The sequence below is a fragment of the Subtercola boreus genome, from assembly GCF_003399625.1.
GTDB classification, from domain to species: Bacteria; Actinomycetota; Actinomycetes; order Actinomycetales; family Microbacteriaceae; genus Subtercola; species Subtercola boreus_C.
In genome coordinates this window covers 1-19,426 of the sequence record NZ_NBXA01000018.1, presented here as the reverse complement: position 1 = coordinate 19,426, position 19,426 = coordinate 1, and the positions used below count along the sequence as shown (strand labels likewise).

20 protein-coding genes are annotated in these 19,426 nt (G+C 69.6%); 9 read left to right on the top strand and 11 right to left on the bottom strand.

What is annotated here, in order from left to right; translation table 11 throughout:
- Window positions 1-205: 205 nt before the first annotated feature.
- Genes B7R21_RS08000 through B7R21_RS07990 form a run of 3 tightly spaced genes read left to right on the top strand, consistent with a single transcriptional unit; the run spans window position 206 to window position 2,620 of the window.
- Window positions 206-1,057, top strand: coding sequence for a DUF3097 domain-containing protein (locus tag B7R21_RS08000; RefSeq protein ID WP_116282723.1), 852 nt, complete (start codon window positions 206-208; stop codon window positions 1,055-1,057).
- Window positions 1,057-1,953: an aminodeoxychorismate lyase gene (locus tag B7R21_RS07995; RefSeq protein WP_116282722.1), complete on the top strand. Its 897-nt coding sequence runs from the start codon at window positions 1,057-1,059 to the stop codon at window positions 1,951-1,953. Before B7R21_RS08000 ends, B7R21_RS07995 begins: the two co-directional genes overlap by 1 nt.
- A gap of 46 nt (window positions 1,954-1,999) precedes the next feature.
- Window positions 2,000-2,620: a trimeric intracellular cation channel family protein gene (locus B7R21_RS07990; RefSeq protein WP_216364176.1), complete on the top strand. Its 621-nt coding sequence runs from the start codon at window positions 2,000-2,002 to the stop codon at window positions 2,618-2,620.
- A 113-nt stretch (window positions 2,621-2,733) separates the two neighbouring features.
- Here B7R21_RS07990 and B7R21_RS07985 read toward each other — a convergent pair whose 3' ends face one another.
- The gene (locus tag B7R21_RS07985) at window positions 2,734-4,107 is read right to left on the bottom strand and encodes a S1C family serine protease (RefSeq protein ID WP_116282720.1); all 1,374 of its coding nucleotides are present in this window, start codon (window positions 4,105-4,107) and stop codon (window positions 2,734-2,736) included.
- Window positions 4,108-4,251: 144 nt separating this feature from the next.
- Between B7R21_RS07985 and B7R21_RS07980 the strand changes: the two genes are divergently transcribed.
- Window positions 4,252-5,841, top strand: coding sequence for a hypothetical protein (locus tag B7R21_RS07980; RefSeq protein ID WP_116282719.1), 1,590 nt, complete (start codon window positions 4,252-4,254; stop codon window positions 5,839-5,841).
- 39 nt (window positions 5,842-5,880) lie between these two features.
- Window positions 5,881-6,252, top strand: coding sequence for an RNA-binding S4 domain-containing protein (locus B7R21_RS07975; RefSeq protein ID WP_116282718.1), 372 nt, complete (start codon window positions 5,881-5,883; stop codon window positions 6,250-6,252).
- Window positions 6,253-6,271: 19 nt separating this feature from the next.
- On the opposite strand, the gene B7R21_RS07970 is transcribed toward B7R21_RS07975, so the two are convergent.
- The 6 genes from B7R21_RS07970 to B7R21_RS07945 form a co-directional block, all read right to left on the bottom strand.
- Window positions 6,272-7,207: a 3-methyladenine DNA glycosylase gene (locus B7R21_RS07970; RefSeq protein WP_253259702.1), complete on the bottom strand. Its 936-nt coding sequence runs from the start codon at window positions 7,205-7,207 to the stop codon at window positions 6,272-6,274.
- A 56-nt stretch (window positions 7,208-7,263) separates the two neighbouring features.
- A complete protein-coding gene (locus B7R21_RS07965) occupies window positions 7,264-8,343 on the bottom strand; it encodes an ABC transporter permease (RefSeq protein WP_116282717.1) in 1,080 nt (359 codons plus the stop codon).
- Window positions 8,344-8,402: 59 nt separating this feature from the next.
- On the bottom strand, window positions 8,403-9,047 hold the full coding sequence (locus B7R21_RS07960; protein ID WP_116282716.1) for an ABC transporter ATP-binding protein: 645 nt from the start codon (window positions 9,045-9,047) through the stop codon (window positions 8,403-8,405).
- Window positions 9,044-10,213 carry a peptidoglycan-binding domain-containing protein gene (locus B7R21_RS07955; protein WP_116282715.1) on the bottom strand — a complete coding sequence of 390 codons (1,170 nt, stop codon included), beginning with the start codon at window positions 10,211-10,213 and terminating at the stop codon, window positions 9,044-9,046. The genes B7R21_RS07960 and B7R21_RS07955 overlap by 4 nt, the downstream gene beginning before the upstream one ends.
- Window positions 10,210-10,446, bottom strand: a complete 237-nt coding sequence (locus B7R21_RS07950; RefSeq protein WP_116282714.1) for a hypothetical protein — start codon at window positions 10,444-10,446, stop codon at window positions 10,210-10,212. The genes B7R21_RS07955 and B7R21_RS07950 overlap by 4 nt, the downstream gene beginning before the upstream one ends.
- A gap of 91 nt (window positions 10,447-10,537) precedes the next feature.
- The gene (locus B7R21_RS07945) at window positions 10,538-10,861 is read right to left on the bottom strand and encodes a hypothetical protein (RefSeq protein ID WP_116282713.1); all 324 of its coding nucleotides are present in this window, start codon (window positions 10,859-10,861) and stop codon (window positions 10,538-10,540) included.
- Between the two features lie 138 nt (window positions 10,862-10,999).
- On the opposite strand from B7R21_RS07945, the gene B7R21_RS07940 reads away from it, so the two are divergent.
- Window positions 11,000-11,554: a hypothetical protein gene (locus tag B7R21_RS07940; protein WP_116282712.1), complete on the top strand. Its 555-nt coding sequence runs from the start codon at window positions 11,000-11,002 to the stop codon at window positions 11,552-11,554.
- Window positions 11,555-11,625: 71 nt separating this feature from the next.
- Here the strand turns inward: B7R21_RS07940 and B7R21_RS07935 are convergent, their stop codons facing one another.
- Both B7R21_RS07935 and B7R21_RS07930 read right to left on the bottom strand, forming a co-directional pair.
- Complete coding sequence (locus B7R21_RS07935; RefSeq protein ID WP_116282711.1) at window positions 11,626-13,002, bottom strand: hypothetical protein; 1,377 nt, start codon at window positions 13,000-13,002, stop codon at window positions 11,626-11,628.
- A 251-nt stretch (window positions 13,003-13,253) separates the two neighbouring features.
- Window positions 13,254-14,189 (bottom strand): nuclease-related domain-containing protein, encoded by a 936-nt coding sequence (locus B7R21_RS07930; RefSeq protein WP_116282710.1) that lies wholly within the window; start codon window positions 14,187-14,189, stop codon window positions 13,254-13,256.
- A gap of 89 nt (window positions 14,190-14,278) precedes the next feature.
- Between B7R21_RS07930 and B7R21_RS07925 the strand changes: the two genes are divergently transcribed.
- Entirely contained in the window at window positions 14,279-15,106 is an 828-nt protein-coding gene (locus tag B7R21_RS07925; RefSeq protein WP_116282709.1) for an aldo/keto reductase, read from the top strand.
- A 41-nt stretch (window positions 15,107-15,147) separates the two neighbouring features.
- On the opposite strand, the gene B7R21_RS07920 is transcribed toward B7R21_RS07925, so the two are convergent.
- The gene (locus B7R21_RS07920) at window positions 15,148-16,557 is read right to left on the bottom strand and encodes a PLP-dependent aminotransferase family protein (protein WP_116282708.1); all 1,410 of its coding nucleotides are present in this window, start codon (window positions 16,555-16,557) and stop codon (window positions 15,148-15,150) included.
- 88 nt (window positions 16,558-16,645) lie between these two features.
- Between B7R21_RS07920 and B7R21_RS07915 the strand changes: the two genes are divergently transcribed.
- Both B7R21_RS07915 and B7R21_RS07910 read left to right on the top strand, forming a co-directional pair.
- Entirely contained in the window at window positions 16,646-17,536 is an 891-nt protein-coding gene (locus B7R21_RS07915) for a DMT family transporter (RefSeq protein ID WP_437184181.1), read from the top strand.
- Between the two features lie 142 nt (window positions 17,537-17,678).
- Window positions 17,679-18,503 (top strand): SDR family NAD(P)-dependent oxidoreductase, encoded by an 825-nt coding sequence (locus B7R21_RS07910; protein ID WP_116282804.1) that lies wholly within the window; start codon window positions 17,679-17,681, stop codon window positions 18,501-18,503.
- 54 nt (window positions 18,504-18,557) lie between these two features.
- Here the strand turns inward: B7R21_RS07910 and B7R21_RS07905 are convergent, their stop codons facing one another.
- The gene (locus B7R21_RS07905) at window positions 18,558-19,139 is read right to left on the bottom strand and encodes a TetR/AcrR family transcriptional regulator (RefSeq protein ID WP_116282706.1); all 582 of its coding nucleotides are present in this window, start codon (window positions 19,137-19,139) and stop codon (window positions 18,558-18,560) included.
- Window positions 19,140-19,426: the final 287 nt, after the last annotated feature.

Here is a 19,426-nt window from a genome sequence, read left to right as displayed (position 1 = left end):
GAGTGAACTCTGATTCGCTGTCGTCTGGCATGGTGATGGCCTCCTTACTCGGTGTCCAGCGTAGCCGATAGCCTCTCGTGAGAATGCTGGGTGTTCACAACTCGTGGAGCCAATCTGAACGCCGTTCCGCGTGTCGCGGCGAGCCCACGGCGACCAGGCGTGCCGCTCCCGGCCGCTCGTCCGCTGGTCGGCTAACGTCGTCCGGGTGACCTTCGACCGCTACAGCTCAGACGTTCTCGCAGATTTCTCGCGCCGGCCCGTGCGCGAGAAGCCGCCCACGAGGGAGGCCACCTTCGACCTCGTCGTCGAGGATGTGGCCAGTGACTTCTGCGGCTCCGTCGTGAGGACAGAGGGCAAGATGGTCGAACTCGAAGACCGCCGGGGCCGGCGCCGCATGTTCCCGCTCGGCGGCGGCTTCCTGTTCGAGGGCACCCCGGTCATCCTCGTCGCTGCGTCTGCGGCCCGGCCGGCCGGGGCCCTCCGCACGGCGTCGGGTTCGGTGAAGGCTCCGGATGCCCGCGCCCGGGTGGCCCGTGCCAGCCGCATCTTCGTCGAGGGCCGGCACGATGCCGAACTCGTCGAGAAGGTCTGGGGCGACGACCTCAGAGGCGAGGGCGTCGTCGTCGAATACCTCGAGGGCGTCGATCACCTCGACGCCGTTCTGAAGGAGTTCAAGCCGACCCCGGCCCGCCGCGTGGGTGTGCTCGTCGACCACCTCGTCAGCGGGTCGAAGGAGACCCGGATCGCCGATGCCGTGATGCGTGCACAGGGCGAGAACGCCGTTCTCATCGTCGGGCATCCCTACATCGACATCTGGCAGGCCGTGAAACCGGGGCGCCTCGGCATCGAGGCCTGGCCGAACATCCCGCGGAACATCGAGTGGAAGCACGGCATCTGCGCCTCGCTCGGCTGGCCGCACGACGACCAGGCCGACATCGCCGCGGCCTGGCAGCGGATCCTCGGGCGGGTGCGGAGCTACACCGACCTCGAACCCGAGCTGCTCGGCCGGGTGGAACAGCTGATCGACTTCGTGACGAGCGGCGAGGGGGCCCGCTGATGACCACCAGGACGAGTCCTGTTCTGCTGGTGCTCGGCTCGCCCAGCCAGGCGGAGACCGAACGGCACAGAGGGCCGGCCGACCGTTTCGCCGATCCGCTGTCGCCGGTCGCGAACGCACTCGATCTCGGCATCACCCGGGGCGACGGCATCTTCGAGACCATCACGGTCGTGGGCGGAATCCCGCAGGCTCTGGATGCCCACCTCGCCCGCCTCGAACGCTCCGCCTCGATGCTCGACCTCCCGGCTCCCCACCTTGCGGCCTGGCGAGCGGGTGTCTTCGCAGCTATCGACCAGCACACCGAGGTGCCCGAGGCATTTGTGAAGCTGCTCTACACACGTGGTGTCGAGGGTTCGGGCCTTCCGACCGGCTGGGTCTGGATGCAGCCGAGCGGCGACTTCAGCCGGGAGCGCACCGACGGGATCGACGTGGTGCTGCTCGACCGTGGGTACCCCAGCACCGTCGCCCAGACATCGCCGTGGCTGCTGCAGGGCGCGAAGACCCTGTCGTACGCCGTCAACAGGGCGGCCCTCCGTGAGGCCCATCGCCGGGGCGCAGACGATGTGCTCTTCGTCTCGAGCGACGGACTGCTGCTCGAGGGCCCGACGTCAACAGTCATCCTGAAGCTCGACGGCCGGCTGGTGACCCCCCGGCCCGACTTCGGCCTGCTGCCCGGGACGACGCAGGAGAGCGTCTTCGAGATCGCCGCCCACAACGGCTACAGCACGGGGTACGAGGCGCTGACGCCCGCAGACCTCCGCCGGGCCGACGCCGCCTGGCTGGTATCGAGCGTGCGGAACGCGGCGCCGATCCGGTCGGTCGACGGAGCGCCGCAGACGGTGGATGCGCACCTCACCGAGTCGCTCAACACCGGCCTCGCCTCGCGGACGACCTGAGGACGCGGGCCAGGGTGAGCGGATCTGTCAGACCGGGAACAGCGCCGTGAAGCGAACGGTCGCCCGGCTGTACTCGATCGCCGACCACGCCGCCACGGCGCTGTTCGCCATCGAGGGGGCACGGGCAGGTGTGGCGGCCGGACTCGACCTGCTGGGCATCCTCGTCGTGGGGTTCTGCACCGCGCTGGTGGGCGGCATTCTCCGCGACCTGCTGATCGGGGATGTGCCACCTGCGGCGTTCCGCTCCCCCTCGCGCATCGTCGTGGCGCTGGCCGGCGGAGCCCTGGTGTTCGTGGGCTCCCGGGTGTTCGACACGTTTCCGGCGGAGGCCTTCGTGCTGTTCGACGCGGCGGGGCTCGCCCTGTTCGCGGTGACCGGAGCCCAGAAGGCGATCGAGCACAGATCGAATGGCGTGGTGGTGGTCATCCTCGGCACCCTCACCGGCGTGGGCGGCGGGGTGGTGCGTGACGTGCTGCTGAACCGCGTGCCCGCGGTGCTCGCCGGGGACATCTATGCCACAGCTGCAGCCCTCGGCGCTCTCGGCGTGCTCGTCGCGACGCGCCTCCGCATGCCTGGCGTGGTCGCGCTGGGGATCGGTTTCGTGCTCTGCTTCGGGCTTCGGATGATCGCGGTGACGCTCGGCTGGCAGCTGCCGCACGTGGCCTGACCCACGCTTCACGCAGAAGGGACCCGGATCGCGCCGACGCTGAGCGCGTGGCGCGATCCGGGTCCCTTCGGTCGAGGCCCGTGGGCGCGGGTCGGGGCGGGGCGGGGCGGGGGTCAGGCCGCAGGCCCCGCGATGAGGGTCGCGGTCGCGGTCTGGCTCGCGCCCGCGGCATCCGTGTAGGTGAGGGTGACGGTGTCGCCCACCTTGTAGGACTTCAGCGTGCTGGTGAGCGCGCTTCCGCTGGCCACGCTCGTGCCGTCGACCGCGGTGATGACGTCGCCCGCGGCGAGACCGGCAGTTGCCGCCGGGGTGCCGTCGATGACGCCGGCCACCGTGGCGCCCGCAACCGTGCCGGCGCCCGTGCCTGAGCCGGTTCCGCCCGAGGTACCCGATCCGGGGTACGTGCCGGAGGTGCCGCTGCTGGCGACCTCGATGCCGAGGAAGGCGGGCAGGCCGATGGTGATCGTCGACGTGGCGACACCGGAGTCGATCTGCTTGGCGATCGAGATCGCATCCGTGATGGGGATCGCGAACCCGGTGACGGTGCTGCTCCCGCTCGAGGCAGCGGTGTCGATGCCGACGACCTCGCCGTCAGCGTCGTAGAGCGGGCCGCCCGAGTCGCCCGACTGGATGTCCGCTTCGACCTGGATCATGCCGTCGAGCGTCTCGCCCGCAGCGGATCCCTCCGCCTGCGTGGTGACCGACTGGTCGAGGCCTGTCACGGTTCCGGCCGCCGCCGAGAGCGTTCCCGTGCCGCCGGCATTGCCGACACCCGTGATGGCGTCACCGACCGCGAGGCCTTCGGACGTGTCGAGGGTGGCGGGCGTGAGCCCCGAGGCCCCTTCGAGCTTCAGCACGGCCACATCGTGGGTGGCATCGGTGCCGACGACCTTCGCCGTGTAGGTCTTGCCGGTGGAGGCGATGGTGACCGAGATGCTGGTCGAGCCCTCCACGACGTGGTTGTTGGTGAGGATCTCCCCGTCGGAGGTGAGGATGATGCCGGTGCCGGCTGCCTCTGCGCCCTCGTACTTCAGCACGGTGTTGATGAGCACGACTCCGGTCGCCTGGTCTGCCGTGGCGGTGGTGGCGGACTGCGTGGCCGTGCCGGTGCCGCTTCCGGCCGAACCGGACCCGGTGCTGCCCGATCCGGTGCTGCCGCTGCCGGTCGAACCGCTGCCCGAACCGTACCCGTACGGAATGGTGGCGGTCCCGTTGCCAGACGTGGCTGAGCCCGATCCGCGGGTGTCGAGGAGGCTCGACGATGAGCTGGTTCCGGATGCGGCGGACGCTGCGTTCAGCGCGAGCGGAACACCCACACCGAGGGTCACACCGACACTGGTGCAGGCGACCGCCAGGGCCGCGGCGGACGCCCCGAGAATGAGGAAGTTGCGGGGACGCCAGATGCGCCTCTCACGGGTCGCCGTTCCAGCGGCAGCAGGTACTGCCTCGTGGAACTCGGGCTGCGGCTGGCTCTCGGGCGTTTCCATGATGTCCTCTCGGTGCCCCTTGTGGGCAAGATCCAGATAACGCCCGGAGGCTATGAGGAAGCTATGCGCAGCTCCCGGACAACCTGAGAACTCACTGTCCAGATCCTGAGGGTGTTCGACCGGTGCTTTCTGTAGTCTGGAGGTATGACTGACGAGACCCAGAACACCGCCGACGAGGCCCCTGCCCGGGTGCCCGCGGCTGAGACGGGTTACGTGCTCACCCGCCGTGACCGTACAGCCATCCACTTCATCGACTGGGCCGTGAGACTCGGCACTCCCGAGTTCCAGGAACGCTACCGGCCCGTCGCCGACGAACTCTTCACCCACGTCTACATCGACCCCACCGCGAAGCCGGCGTTCGTGCCGCCCGCGCTGGCGAGCATCCAGAACCTCGACGAGGCGAGCGATCCGCTGGAGATCATCCGGTCGCACCTCGGCGCTGTCATCGACGACCGCAAGGAGCGCGACAAGGCTCGGGTCGAGCTCCAGGTGCACTACGAGGAATCCGAGAGGAACCTCGCCGAACTGCGCGAGCGCGCGGCCGACCTGCAGCAGAACCTCGCCGAGACCACCGGCAGGCTCGAGGCCGCGGATGCCCGGATCGTCGCTCTCGGGGAACAGCTCGAAGCGGAGGTCTCCGGTCTTCACTCGAGCCACGCCGCCGAGCTGGCCGGGGCACTCGCCGGGCACGAGGCGGGAATTGCCGCCCTCACCGAGGAACGCGACCGCACGCTCGCGGAACTCTCCGCCGACCGGGATGCGGCTGTGGCTTCGCTGACCCAGGAACGCGACACCGAGGTGGCCCGTCTCGAAGCACAGCTCGCCGGCGACACGGCCGCCCAGCGCGCCGAGCACGAACAGCAGATCGAGGCGCTCCGGGCCGAGCACAGCCAGTCGGTCGAGGCGCTCGGAACGGCCAGCATGCAGGCCGGCGACGAGGTTCGGGCAGAGCACCACCTCGCCCTCACCGCACTCGAGGCCGCCCACGCGGCAGCCCTCACCGCTCTGAACGCCCAGCTCGCAGCCTCGGTCGCGACCGCCGAGGCGACCACGCAGCAGCTGAGGGATGCCCGGCTCGAGGCCGGCAGCCTCACCGCCCAGCGCGACCGGGCCATCGCCGAGGGATCCGAATGGCGCAACCGCCTGCAGCAGACCGTTGCCGCCCTCGCCACCACGCTCGACGTGGGCGAGTGGACGAACGACAATGCTCCGGATGCCCGCCTCGTGGACTTCATCGCGGAGTCGCAGCTGGCCCTCGCCAGCGAACTCGAGCTGGCGCGGGCCACGCTCGACGAGATCGAGGAGGTGGCGACGGCGCAGCTGGTCGACGAGTCCGAGACGGGTGACTACGCGATCGGCGCGAACGATGCCGCCGTACTGGTGCTGAACTCGCTCTACGGGACGGACGACGCAGAGGTCGGCGTCGGCGATGACGCCGCGCCGGACGACGATAGCGCCCAGCTCGCCGAAATCGAGGAGGCTGATGCCGAGTTCGCGGCAGAACTTCGCGACGAGGTCGACGTTCCCTTCGAGGAGGTCGCCGAGCGCGAGGCCGCGCGTGAGCCTCACCCCCATCACGATGCGGCCATCGGTCACACGGCGGTCATCGAGCACACGATCGTGCGCGACGAGACGCCGCAGATCGACGACGTCGACAAGCTCGGGAGCCTGTTCTCCGACGAAGAGCCCGAGGCGGATGCCCGGGGCGGCCGGGAGCACCGACGAGCATCCTGAGGCGGGGCATCCTGCAGCAGGGAACCCGGGGGCCTGCCGATGGCTGACGTCACGGCGGCGCGCGTGGACAGCTGGGCGTGGGCGGTGCGACTGTTCAAGACCCGGTCGGCTGCCACAACGGCCTGCCGGGCGGGCCATGTGCGCATCAACGGCGAGAAGGTGAAGGCGGCCCAGCCCCTGCGGATCGGCGACGAGGTGCGCGTGCGGAGCGACGGCTTCGACCGCATCGTGGTCGTGAGCCGCCTCGTGGTGAAACGGGTGGGCGCGGTGGTGGCCGCGGAGTGCTTCGTCGACAGGACTCCTCCGCCCCCTCCCCGCGAGACCGTCGCTCTGGTCGCCACGCGCGACCGCGGTGCGGGGCGACCGACCAAGCGGGAACGGCGCGAAGTGGACAGGTTGCGCGGGCGCTGACGGCCCGTGGCAAACGTTGTCAGAGCAGGCGGGCGCGCTCGACGATGCCGACGATCTCTCGGCGAAGCGCATTCGAACGCTCGGCGAAACGGCGCTGCAGAGTGGCGTACGCCTTCTTGCCCTCCGCTGTCTCGATGCGAACGGCCTCGAGCCCGTAGGCCGAGACGTCATACGGTGATGCCTGCATGTCGAGCTGGCGGATGTCACGGGCCAGCTCGAAGCTGTCGAGCAGCACGGTGCCCGGCACGAGGGGGCCGAGTTTGATCGCCCACTTGTAGACGTCCATGCCGGCGTGCAGGCAGCCGGGCTGCTCGAATTGCGGCTGCGACTCACGAGTGAGCTGGCGGTCGTTCGCGGGCCGCGCCTCCGGTGTGAAGAACCGGAACGCGTCGAAGTGCGAGCACGTGATGCGATTCTGCTCGACGACCTCGTCGGTCTGGGCGGCGGTCAGACGCAGTGGAAGCGCCTCATGGCGCACCGCACCCGCTTCGACTTTGTACACCATCGCCCATTCGTGCAGCCCGAAGCAGCCGAATCGTGCCGTCCGCGCGGCGGTGCGGCCCAGCAGGTTCTGGATGAACGCGACCGTCGACGATTTCGTCTCCAGGAACCCCCGGGCATCCACTCTGCTCGCACCCGCCGGGATCGCCTGGTCGGCCCCGACTCCGCGGCTGTACCAGCGCCACTCGTGCCGGTCGAGGCCCACGGTGCCCTCCAGAACCACGCCAGCGCCGGGATGCCAGCGGCGGAGCAGACTCGGCCGGAACGGGTAGTACGTGAAGAGAAAGTCGTCCACGGGGTGAGCCTCCCCCGTCTGGCGGCGCGCCCGCCAGGCTGCGCTGAAGGCATCCGCCCGTCGCTGGTGCTCGATCTCGAGCGCCGACCACGCATCTCTGTCGAGGAGCGTCGCCTCCGCCCGCCCGGTCGGGGGCACGGCGGTGGCAGTCTCGGGCATGCTCCGAGCCTATAAGACGCTGCCGGTTGTCGGTCTGGGCGCACGGCACCCGGAGCTCACGGCACCCGGAGCTCGCGGAGCGGATCCCGCGTCGAAGCGAAGACGGCCGGCAGCACGGCTGCGACCAGGCTGGTCGTGACGGCGAGGATGGCGACAGCCGCCGTGAAGGCCGGGGTGGGCAGGGGCTGCCGGAGGAGTGCCAGCGAGACGACGGCCACCCCCGTACCGAACACCGATGCTGCGCCGGCGGTGAGGCCGACCTGGCCGAGCACCAGGGCGACGATGAGCGACCGGGTTGCGCCGAGCGCGCGCCGGCGACCGAAGTCCCGCCGGCGCATCATGACCAGAGCGAAGAGGATCGCCGCCACCAGCCCCGATGAGCCGGCGAAGGTCGAGAGCACGAGGGTGCGGCCGAAATCACCGAGCTGGTTCCCGACCTGGTTCCGCACGGCGGCGAGGCGCTCGCTCGTCTCCACCGTCACGGTCGTGGGGTCGTTGACCCCGAGCACCGAGGTGACGGCGGCGGCGACCGCTCCGACAACCTGCGGGCTCTCGGCGCGGACGACCAGCACCGCGACCGGATTCTCGTGCGGCGGGGCGGGGTCCTCGCGCGGCGGGGCGGGAAGGATCACAAGCGGCTCGAGGAAGCGGAGGTCGGGCGAGAGGCCGACGAGCCCGTCGATGTCGACGGATGCACCCGAGAGCCGCGACACCACTGCGCCCACCCCGTCGGCGAGCCCCAGCTGCCGGGCGGCGGCCCGGGAGGCGCGCCCGCCGGGCAACGGGTGGCTCCCGTCGATGCTGCCCTCGTAGAGGAGTCTCGCCGACACGGGCAGGCCTCCCTCGACGGCGGCGTTCGTCACGTCGTCCGCTGCGCCGAAGGCCCCGAACCATTCGATGCCGCCGAGCGTACGCAGCCGGTCGAGCACGCCCGTGTCGAGCCCTGAGCCCGCTTCGGCGCGCACGATGATCGACCGCGTACCGGAATCGTCGAGGCTCGACAGCACCTCGTGGGCACTTGCGTCTGCGCGCCCGGCGGTCAGCAGCACGGCCACACACACGGAGGCGACCACAGCGACCGTCAGGAGCGACGCGAGCCTCTGGGTGATCGCCGAGACGGCGGCCTCCCGCGCCAAGGCCCCTGCACGATGCCATCCCTTCCCGCCCGCGCCACCCCCCGTCTCGTGAAGCCCCATCAGAGCGTCACGACCCGGTCGGAGTGACTGGTGAGCCACGGGTCGTGGGTGGCGACGAGCACCGCCGCGCCGCCCTCCGCAGCCTCACGGAACGCTCCGAGAACGACCGCAGCCGACTGCGCGTCGAGGTTGCCAGTCGGTTCGTCGGCGAGCAGGATTCCCGGGCGGTTCATCAACGCGCGGCAGAGGGCGATGCGCTGGGCCTGTCCGCCGGAGAGCTGGCCGGGTCGCGCCTCAGCACGCTGCTCCACGCCGAAGCGCGCCAGGAGCTCGTGGGCCCGGCGCACGGAGACGCGGCGGGACTCCGAGCGGTAGAGCGCGGTCTCGAGCACGTTGTCGAGCACCGTGCGCCCCGGGTCGAGCAGCGCATCCTGGAACACGAAGCCGAGCAGGCGCGCGCGGAGCTCGGCGCGGCGATCGTCGGGCAGGGCGTCTGCCGGCACACCGTCGACGAGGATGCTCCCGCCGTGCGGGCGCACCATCAGCCCGAGGTGGTAGAGCAGGGTCGACTTTCCCCGCCCGGAGGCCCCGGTGAGGGCCACCAGTTCTCCCGCCCCGACACCGGTGCTGAAGTGCTCGAAGAGAGGTCTGCCTCCGCCGTACCCGAAGGTCAGGTCCCGCGCTTCGACCCGGAAGCCGGTCATGTGCCGTCGCCCGCCGGCTCCCCTGCGCCCGAGGCCGCGTTCGGAACGCGCACGACCACACCGGGATCGACGCCTCGCACCACGGACATGCCTCGTGCCGAGGCGAGCACGGTGACCGGATGCCGCGTGCCGGCACTGTCGACGAGCAGGAGGCCCTGTTGCGCATCCGACTGCAGGGCCATCGACGGAACGACTGGTCCGTGCACGCTCTCGACCGTGATGATCCGGGCGGCGAGCAGGGTCGGGCCGGTGACGGGGATCTCTCCGCACGATGCGCCGCAGATCGGGGCGGGAGCGGATGGAGTGGCATCGGATGTAGTGGCATCGGAGGGAGCGGCCAGCGTGATCACCACTGTGCTGCCCGTCGCCGCCGCCGATCGGCCCGCGACCACGGCCTGCCACTGCTGGCCCGACGCCGCTGTGAGTTCGACTCGGGCACCGGTCAGGACACCGGCCGCCTGGGCAGGGCCGAAAGGCACCGTGAACTGCGGCGACGATCCGAGCCCCAGAACAACCTGCTCGCCACCGGCAAGGCGGGCCCCGCGTGTGACAGCCCCGTCGAGGGTCAGGCGAGAGGGTAGCGATGGCACGAAGACCACGTCACCGAGCGCCACCTCGCCCGAGGCTGGTACGCCCAGTGACTCTTGCCACCGCTCGATGGCTCGGCGGGCATCCGCGCCGAGCACTCCGTCGACCTCCCCGGTGAAGAAGCCGGTGTCGCTCAGCAGCTGCTGCAGCTGCCGGGCGTCGTCACCGGAGTCCCCCTCGGAGAGTGCGCGGTAGGCAGGGATCTCACCCCGGGCGACGATCACCGCTCGCCCGTTGACCGAGTAGAGTCGGCTCCCCTGCTGGGCGTCGCCGCCCTGCGCCGAGTCGACGCTGGTGACGATCCCGGCCGCCTCGTTGCGGGCGACCGGTGCAGACTGCCACTCGGCGGCGGCGTTCAGGGAGAGCTCCGAGCCGACCTCCCCCAGCGTGACCGTCGCTGTGGCGAAATTCCCGGGCTCGGCCGCCTGCCCGGGCGGCGACAGCAGAACCGTCGACGCCCAGGCAGCGAGAGCCACGCCGACCACGAGGGCGACCACCCCCGGTACGGTGAGGCCGGTCATCCGGAGCCTGCTGCCGGGGTGGCCGGGGCGGCCCGAACGGGTGGCCCGGCCGTTCATGCGACCTGACCACCGGCACGCCGGATGATCGACGCGATCACCCAGACCGAGTCGCCGTCGAGGTCGGCCAGCTCGTCGAGCACCCGGGTGTCGAACCGGCCGAGAGAGACACCGGCCTCGGCGCAGGCGAGCAGAAGGGTGTCGACACCCCTCACCCGCCCGAACGCCATGGCGGTGCGGGCATCGGCCAGCGTTTCGAATGGACCCGTGACCGAGGCCCGACCGTTCGACATGCGTGTTCCCCTCTCAGTTGCTGTTGAATACGTGCCGGTTGCCCGATGCCGGGTGCCGGGTGCCGTTTCGCGGTTTCGCTCGACGGGTCGGTCAGAACGAGCCGTTCGCGCACGAGAAGGCGCGGCCGGTCTCGGTACCCGACGGGTAGGCGATCTGCATGCTGACCACGCCGTTTCCGCTCGAGAACCGGTGGAAGCCCGAGCCGAACGTGCGGCTCGTCCAGCTGACACCGTTCGCCTGGTGCTGGTGCACGCTGGTGGCGTTGACGTATGCGGTCGACGCAGCCGAGGGACCGCCCCAGCCGCAGACCTGCGAACCGAAGTCCACAGTCGTTGCGGAGGCGCCGACGGCATTGGCGAAGACGAGGCCGGCGGCCACGACGAGGGTTGCTGCGGTAGCGGGGAGAGACTTCATTTCTGGCTTCCTTCTCCCACCGGATCCCGTTGACGCGGGAGCCTTTCGGTGGGATCTTTGTCGATGAGTGATCCTCACTATATGCCTCAGGCTTCGAGGCCACAACGACGGGGCAGAACTCTCAGAGAAGGAACCCGGATGCCCGTGACCCACCGATCGACGACCGTTCGACTGGCGGTGCTGGGCGCCGTGGCGCTGTTCTCGCTGGGAGCGCTCAGCGCGTGCAGCGGCGACCCCGGGCATCCCGAGAGCACAGCCGAAACGCCCCTCAGCCAGTCCCCCGTCGCCGATGCGCTCTACCGCTGCATCACCGCCAGCGGCTGGGAGGTGACCCTCACCGATGACGGCGGAATCGATGCATCGAGCAACACGATCCCGGCCGAACAGTACGATCGCTACCTCGCCGACACGTGGGCCTGCAACCGGACCGTCTCGGCCCGGTTCCCCGTCGACGACCGGCAGAAGCGGCTGCTGTACGACGCCGAGCTCCGGGAACGCGACTGCCTGGCGGCCCAGGGCTACGCGGTCGCCGATGCGCCCAGCCTCCAGGCCTTCCTCGACGGCTACGAGTCAGCACCCTGGTCGGCCATGGCTTCGTCGGGTGTGGCCGACCGCAGCGAGACGATGTCAGATGCCGAATGGCAGACGATCAACCAGGCCTGCCCGCAACCCGTGCCGGGAGCTCTGCACTGAAGCAACAGCGCGGCCGCGCACGGCTGGTACCTCATCCGAGACGCGCCGGGCGATGACCCGGTACGCGCGGGTCAGGACTTGAGCGCGACGCCCTGGGCGTTGCCGAAGTCGACGTGCATGTGGGTGCAGGTGTCGGGGAAGGGAGCGAAGTTCGACACGGCGATCGACGGGCGGCACTCGGACTGCCCGAGACCGCTGCCCTTGGGCACGAGGGGGTCGAGCAGGCGGATCAGCTTCAGCGAGTCGGAGTCGGCGCCCGTGAGGCCGTGACCGTTCAGGATGTAGAAGTCGACCGCGTGTCCGCCGCCGTCTTTGTAGTGCGAGGATGCCGTACCGGCGCCCTCGATCTGGCCCGTGCAGTGCCGGTTGATGTCGCTGACGCCCACCTTGTCGAAATTGTCGACGGCGACCTTGATGGTCTGCAGAACGCGATAGTCGACGCCGCATCCGGGAACCGCCACGCCGTTGGCCAGGTTGCGGATCTCGACGATGTGGTCGGGCACCGATCCGACCAGCTTGCCCGAGGCGACATCTGCCATCAACTCGGCGGCGAGGGCCTGCACAGTCGGCGAGACGGTCGTTCCGGTGGTCGAGTCCATCTCGGCGACATTGCCGGTGGTGCTGTAGTCGTCGCGCGAGGAGGCCTGCCCATTGACGCCCGAGACGGTGAGGCTCTGGATGCCGAGGTCGCTCACGGGCTGCAGGTTCACACCCACCGGGTTTTCCGTGTAGTTGTAGGCATAGGCCGGAAGGGCGCTCGTCGCGACCAGTCCGGCTGTGGCAACCATCACGACCGTGCTGGCGATGGTGCGCTTCCGGGCACCGGACCGGGGGCTGGCTCCGGGGCGACGGATGCGCGGAATCGTGCGGCGCGCCGGGCCAGCGGATTCCACGGCCGCGGATGCCCGGGGGGCCCGGGTTGCCGAGACGCGGGCCCCCCGGGCATCCTCGTCGGCGTGACTGAAGGTCATCGTGTGCACGGAGGTGGCGTGCGCGTCGGGCAGGTCTTCGGTGTCGAAGTGCGCCGTGGCGGGCGCGGAGCTGGCAGCGGGGGCCGGAGCTGCGATCGGCTCGGTGGCGGGGGCTAGCGGCTCGGTGGCGGGAGCGACCGGCGGGGCGGCGGCAGGCTGCGCGACGGGAGCGAGCAGCAGGTGCTCGAGCCCCCGGATGTCACGGCGCGCCCGGCGGGTGCTGGGAACGGCGGGGTCGGCGTCGACGACGGCAGGCTCGACCGCACCGACAGCTGCCGCGGGAACAACGGGCGCCCCTCCGGCCAGCTCGCGTTCGCGGCGCTCCCGGCGTGACGCCACCACGGGCGGAACCGACGCGGCGGCGAGGCGTTCGCGCAGGGCCCGACGGCTCAGAGAGGCCGTGACGACGGGGACTTCGTAGCTCGAATCGGGTGCCAGATCAGGGGAACCATCTGGTTGTCCGTTCGAGTCAGTCACGTGTCGTATTCCTCCGGCGCACTGCGGTGCGCACGGGCCGCGCGGCTTTCACGGGCCCGTCAGGATCTGGTTGCTTGGTGTCCAGATCGCCGCCGAAACCGCTTCGGGTGGTCACGGCGACTTCTCGAGGTTACCCAACCGTTACCTTTTTGTCACTTCGCTGAGCACATTTTCAGGTTCATTGAAGCTACAAGCTATGCCTCTCGGCGCATGCAGCCATAGCCGCCACAGGGGGGAGGTGCAGCATCCACTCAGACGAAACGCACGCCCTGCTGCAACCGGGAGCGCAGTTCGAACACCCGGTCGACGCTCGCGCGTTCGCCCCCGCCCACTCCGTTCCGAAGCAGCTGGGGCAGCACGGAACGCCGCACGACGACGGCCCCGGCGAGCCTGCCTCGCTCGATCTGCGCGATCGCCTGCTCGAGATCGTCGTCGGGCACAACGATGACCAGAGCGGTGAACTTCACTCCGAGTTCACGCCCCAGAGCGCGGGCGTTCTGGCCGAGCATCCGGAACGGCTCCTCGTCGTCGGCGATGCCCTCGCCCTCGAGTTCACCCCGCGAGAGCCGCACGACGCTGCCCCAGTCCTCGGACTGGATGGCGAACAGCCCCGCAGGCCCGAGCACGAGCTGGTCGATGTTGCCGCCGGTGCGGCCGACCAGCACGTTGTTCCAGATCGTGTAGCCGATGCCGAGGGTCGACACGATGCGCGCCGTCTCCTCCTCAGCCATCGCCTTGGCGAGCCAGCGCCTGATCTCCCTCGGCGCCGAACGCACCAGGGTGGGGTCGTACGGGTCGGGCAGGTCGACGCCCCGACCCACCCATTCGCGCATCAGAGTGAGGAAGTGCTCGCGTTCGTCGCCCCCGGGATGACCGTACGAGCGCGCCTTGAGCGAGCTGCCCTCCGGGCGGTGGGGCGCGGATGCTCCCCCGAAGCCACCCGAAGCACGGGCATCCGGAGCCTGTGACCGGGCGCCCGCCCCCGAGTCGTAGGCGGCGCGCTCCGAACTCGTTCCGACACGTTCCCAGGCGAGCTGCACAGCGTGGAACTCGGCTGCACTGCCACCCGTGTCGGGATGCGTCTCCCTGAGCAGTCGCCGGTAGGCCCTCCGGAGTTCGTCGTCGCTCGAACCAGGGCTCACTCCGAGCACCTCGTAGGGGGTGCGCGACAACGGGCTGTCGGGCATTTGGGCTGCTCACTTTCTCGCCGCAGAGGCGCGTGCTCGCAGGGGTGTCTCCTGCGACTGGCCCCAGATTAGTTCCCTAAGCTTGAAGCATGACGAACTCCGTACCTGAATACACCCTGAACGACGGCCTCACGATCCCCCAGCTCGGCTTCGGAGTCTTCAAGGTCGATCCGGACAGGACCGGCCGTATCGTGCGCGACGCCCTCGACGTCGGCTACCGCCATCTCGACACCGCTGCCATCTACAAGAACGAAGAGGGCGTCGGGCACGCCATTGCCGAATCGGGCATCGCCCGCGAGGAGCTCTTCGTCACCACGAAGCTCTGGAACAACGACCAGACCGACGGCATCGAGGCCATGAAGAAGAGCCTCGGGCGCCTGCAGCTCGACTACGTCGACCTGTACCTCATCCACTGGCCGACTCCCGAGAAGGGCACGTTCGTCGAGGCCTACAAGGCCCTCGAACAGCTGCAGGAACAGGGCCTCGCGCGCTCGATCGGGGTCTCGAACTTCCTCGTGCCGCACCTCGAGCAGCTGCTGGCAGAGACCGGAGTCGTTCCGGCCGTCAACCAGATCGAGTTGCACGTCGACCTGCAGCAGACCGAGCTCCGCGCGTTCCATGCCGAGCACGGCATCGCGACGGAGGCCTGGGGCCCGCTCGGCCAGGGGCGCATCAACTCGTCGCCCGAGCTCGGCGCCATCGCGTCGGCGCACGGCAAGTCGGTGGCCCAGGTCATCCTGCGCTGGCACCTGCAGATCGGCAACATCGTGATCCCGAAGTCGAACAACCGTGACCGGATGGCCGAGAACTTCGATCTGTTCGATTTCGAGCTCACCCCCGAGGAGCTGGCCGTCATCGCGGGCCTCGACCGCGGCGAAGAGGGTCGCAACGGGTCGCACCCCCTCAGCGTGAACTGACGTTCCGCCCGGCGGCTGGCCCGCAGCGAGTTCGCTGCGGGTCAGCGGGGGTCGCGGGCGGCCTCGAGGATCGCCACGGCCTCCTCGAAACGTTCCGGGCGTGCCCCCGAGTAGTTGAGGCGCAGGAACGAGCCGGGCGGCTCGGTCGGAAACCAGTCGTTGCCGGGCGCCACAGCAAGGCCGGCCGCCAAGCAGCGCGCGGCGAGGTCGCGGGCATCCGACCGGTCATCGAAACGCAGCCACAGGTTCAGCCCGCCCTTCGGCAACGACGTCAGGGTCTCAGCACCGAGGCGACCGGCGACCAGGCCCGCGAGGGTGTCCCGGCGGAGCCGCAACGCGGACCTCAGCCGCGCGAGATGACTTCGCCAGCCCGGATCGGTGACGACATCGACAGCGGCGGCCTGCAACATGCCACTGACGTAGAGGTCGGTCACCGTGCGATCCACCTGGATGCGCGCCAATGCCGGACCGCGGGCGATCAGCACCCCCACCCGGAGCGACGACGAGACGCTCTTCGTGAGCGAGCGGAGGTAGACCACGTGGCCGTCGGTGTCGTCGGCGATGATCGGGCGGGCATCCGCATCGATCCCGAAGTCGTGGGCCCAGTCGTCGTCGATCACGAACGCGTTCCGGGCGCGCGCCACGGCGAGGATCGCGCGGGTCTCGGCGAGGGTCCAGAGCGCGCCGGTGGGGTTCGCGAAGTGCGGCTGGGCGTAGAACAGACGCGCCCCGCTGCTGGCGAACGCGTCGTCGAGGGCCTCCGCCGAAGGTGCGGCCGCGCCCCGCGCCACGGGCACGATCACCAGCCCGGCCTGGTGGGCGGCCGCGATCGCGCCCCAGTAGCTGGGAGACTCCATCACGATCGCATCCCCCGGCTGCGCCAGCGCACGGAAGATCGAAGTCAGCGCGCTCTGGCTGCCCGGAACCACGATCACGTCGTCACCCGAGACTCCGGATGACCTCCCGCCCGGCCCCGACCGCACCTCGTTCGCGAACCAGGCGCGGAGATCGCCGAGGCCCGCGACGGGCGGCCGGTCGAGCGCCGCCGATCCGCGGGCAGCCCGGGTGAGGGCCGCGCGCACGAGGCGGATGGGCAGCAGATCCTCGGACGGGTAGCCGCCGTGCATCGCGATGGCATCCGGCGCCGTGAGCGACATCGACGTGCCGACCGTTGCCGCGCCGTTCCGCGCGGGGCCGAGCGCGGTGGTCTGCCAGGAGAAGTCCGAGCGCAGAATGACACGCGGCCGGGCCACGAAGGTGCCTGATCCCGGCCGTGTCTCGACCAGCCCCTCCTGCACGAGGCGTTGAACCACCCGCTGCACCGTCAACGGGCTCGCGGCGAAGTCGGCGACCAGCGTGCGGGTGGGCGGGAGCTTCGCGCCGGCCCCACTCGATTCGATGAGGTGTCGGAGGTGGCGGTCGAGACGATGGTCGGTGCTATCCTGATCCATGACAGACAAGAGTAGCGCTATCCGCAGCACGACGCCTCCGCTATCGACAGGCGAACTCGCGGGCGACGCGCCCGCAGCCGCACGCCGGATGCCCGGGGGGCTGCTCTTCGGGTTCCTGGGTGTGCTCTCCTTCTCGTTCACGCTCCCCTTCTCCCGGGTCGCGGTGGGCACCCTCGACCCGTTGTTCGTGGGGGCGGGGCGCGCCGTCGTCGCGGCTGTGCTCGCCGGGATCGTGCTGGCGATCATCCGACCCCGACTGCCTCGCGGGCGACAGTGGCTGAGGCTGCTCATCGTGGCCGCGGGGGTGGTGGCAGGATTCCCGCTCCTGACCAGTTTCGCGATGCACTCGGCGCCCGCAGCGCACGGCGCCGTGGTCATCGGCGTGCTGCCCGCTGCGACGGCCGTCGTCGCCGTGCTGCGGGGTGGAGAACGACCCAGTCGGTCGTTCTGGATCGCCAGCATCGCCGGCCTCGTGGCGGTGGTTGCGTTCGTCGCCGTCAGCGGAGGCGGCTTCAGCGGGCTCCAGCCCTCCGACCTGCTGCTGCTCGCCGCCGTGGTCCTCGCGGCCATCGGCTATGCGGAGGGCGCCCTGCTCGCCCGCGAACTCGGCTCGTGGCAGATCATCTGCTGGGCACTGGTGCTGGCGCTGCCGGTGATGCTTCCGCTGACGCTGCTCGGCGCATCGCACGGCCCGCTCGTCGCCGGCGTCGGCGGGTGGATGGCGTTCGCCTACGTGAGCGTGATCAGCCAGTTCCTCGGGTTCTTCGTCTGGTACCGCGGGCTGGCGATCGGGCCGATCTCGAACGTGAGCCAGATCCAGCTGCTGCAGCCGGTGCTCACGATCGTCTGGGCCGCACTGTTCTTCGGGGAGCACCTGGAGTGGCTCGTGGTGGTGGCGGCGCTCGTGGTGGTGGCGTGCGCGGGGTTCGCCGTGCGGGCGCGCGCTCCGCGGGCGCCCGCACCTCGACCGAGCACCTGACGGAGCCGAGAAGCGTCGAAGCGAGAGTGCAGCGCGCCCACCGTGTGAACACCGGGTGCATCGGCGATCGGCGACAATGGAGATGAACCGGACGCGCACTTCCGCGCTCCCCCGGCACGTCGCCCCCCTCGAGGAGAGATTCATGCCCCAGAGAACTGTCGTCATCACGGGCGCGAGCGACGGCATCGGTGCCGCGGCCGCCCGGGCACTGAAGCGTCGCGGAGACGACGTCGTGATCGTGGGGCGCTCCCCCGCCAAGACGAAGGCCGTCGCCGACGAACTCGCGGTGCCGTTCTACGTCGCCGACTTCGCGAAACTCGACGACGTGCGCTCACTCGCCGCGTCGCTGCTCGCGAACCACGAGCGCATCGACGTGCTCGCCAACAACGCGGGTGGTCTCCTGTCTGAGCGTGAGGTGACGGTCGACGGTCTCGAGAAGACGATGCAGGTCAACCACTTCGCACCCTTCCTGCTGACGAATCTCCTCCTCGAGCGCCTCGAACACTCCAAGGGTGTCGTCATCAACACCGCGAGCATCGCGAACAGCCTCTACGGCAAGATCGACATCGACGATCTGAACCTCGAGAAGAAGTATCGGCCGAACCTCGCCTACGGCAACGCGAAGCTCTCGAACATCCTGTTCACCCGGGAGCTCGAGAAGCGACACGGGAGTGCGGGCATCCGTACCGCCGCATTCCACCCCGGAATCGTCGGCACCAGTTTCGCGGCCGGCTCGACGTCGAACCTCCGTTTCGTCTACCGCACCGTGCTCGGTCGCCTGATGATGAGCCCGGAGAAAGGCAGCGACACGCTGGTCTGGCTGGCGAGCACCGAGCCCGGCGCCGACTGGGTGCCCGGCGAGTACTACGAGCGCCGCAAGATCCAGAAGGCGACGAAGCAGGCCTACGACCCCGCCTTGGCGGCCGCCCTCTGGGACGCGAGCGAGCGGATGGTCGGGCTGGCCTGACCCCGCTGAGGCGTCCTTCGCCTCACCATGAGCTACCCGGCCGGCTGAGCCCCTTCAGACCTCGACCGCATCCACGGGCGTTCCGGTGTTCACGCTGATGAGCGTTCTGGCTGCGCGCCTCGCCGATCCGGCTGCTGAACTCTGGCCGCTGATGGCGGCCGTGGTCTGGGCGCCTTCCGCGAGAATGGCGAGTTGCGCTGCAAGCTCGGGGGTGCCGCCGACCTCGTCGACGAGGTGCCCCACGTAGTCCTGGAACTGCTGCTTGTGCGTTCGCGCCGTCGCGGCGATCTGGGGGGACACGGCGCCGAGTTCCCCGAAGGCATTGATGAATCCGCAGCCCCGGAAGGAATCGGTGTCGAACCATTCCGCAAGGTAGTCGTAGATCGCCAGCAGTCGGTCGACGGGAACGCTCACCTTCTCGACGGCGCCCTCCACGCCCGTCGTCCAGAGCTGGTGGCGATAGCGCATGACCTCCAGCACGATCGATTCCTTCGAGGGAAAGATGCTGTAAAGCTTCTTGAGCGACAGTCCAGACGCCTGTCGCAGTTCGTCCATTCCAACGGTCTGGATGCCCCGTGCGTAGTAGAGCTCGTCGGCCGTCGCGATTATATGGTTTCGCAGCTCATCTGGATTCACCCATTAAGTGTACTTGTGGGAGAACGACCGTTATCTTACGCTTCCGAAATGAGAACCAACGTTCTCTACATCGTGAAATCAGTTTGTGACGAACTCCTTCTCGGAACCGTCTGAATTGTGTAGCGCAAATCCGGCCGCCTGGTCGGTTCCCACTGAAGAATCCCTGGAGTTTTATCATGACGAACATCACCCCTACTTCCGTTCCGAAGAGCCCGGCGCACAGCAGCTCGTCGACGGGTAAGAACACGATCGCTGATGGTGTTGTCGAGAAGGTCGCTGGTATCGCG

Bases quoted from the DNA above. Each gene is read 5' to 3' on its own strand.
- B7R21_RS07995 (WP_116282722.1), top strand. From the start codon at position 1,057: ATGACCACCAGGACGAGTCCTGTTCTGCTGGTGCTCGGCTCGCCCAGC.
- B7R21_RS07985 (WP_116282720.1), bottom strand. From the start codon at position 4,107: ATGGAAACGCCCGAGAGCCAGCCGCAGCCCGAGTTCCACGAGGCAGTA.
- B7R21_RS07980 (WP_116282719.1), top strand. From the start codon at position 4,252: ATGACTGACGAGACCCAGAACACCGCCGACGAGGCCCCTGCCCGGGTG.
- B7R21_RS07975 (WP_116282718.1), top strand. From the start codon at position 5,881: ATGGCTGACGTCACGGCGGCGCGCGTGGACAGCTGGGCGTGGGCGGTG.
- B7R21_RS07970 (WP_253259702.1), bottom strand. From the start codon at position 7,207: ATGCCCGAGACTGCCACCGCCGTGCCCCCGACCGGGCGGGCGGAGGCG.
- B7R21_RS07960 (WP_116282716.1), bottom strand. From the start codon at position 9,047: ATGACCGGCTTCCGGGTCGAAGCGCGGGACCTGACCTTCGGGTACGGC.
- B7R21_RS07955 (WP_116282715.1), bottom strand. From the start codon at position 10,213: ATGAACGGCCGGGCCACCCGTTCGGGCCGCCCCGGCCACCCCGGCAGC.
- B7R21_RS07950 (WP_116282714.1), bottom strand. From the start codon at position 10,446: ATGTCGAACGGTCGGGCCTCGGTCACGGGTCCATTCGAAACGCTGGCC.
- B7R21_RS07945 (WP_116282713.1), bottom strand. From the start codon at position 10,861: ATGAAGTCTCTCCCCGCTACCGCAGCAACCCTCGTCGTGGCCGCCGGC.
- B7R21_RS07940 (WP_116282712.1), top strand. From the start codon at position 11,000: ATGCCCGTGACCCACCGATCGACGACCGTTCGACTGGCGGTGCTGGGC.
- B7R21_RS07930 (WP_116282710.1), bottom strand. From the start codon at position 14,189: ATGCCCGACAGCCCGTTGTCGCGCACCCCCTACGAGGTGCTCGGAGTG.
- B7R21_RS07925 (WP_116282709.1), top strand. From the start codon at position 14,279: ATGACGAACTCCGTACCTGAATACACCCTGAACGACGGCCTCACGATC.
- B7R21_RS07920 (WP_116282708.1), bottom strand. From the start codon at position 16,557: ATGGATCAGGATAGCACCGACCATCGTCTCGACCGCCACCTCCGACAC.
- B7R21_RS07915 (WP_437184181.1), top strand. From the start codon at position 16,646: ATGCCCGGGGGGCTGCTCTTCGGGTTCCTGGGTGTGCTCTCCTTCTCG.
- B7R21_RS07910 (WP_116282804.1), top strand. From the start codon at position 17,679: ATGCCCCAGAGAACTGTCGTCATCACGGGCGCGAGCGACGGCATCGGT.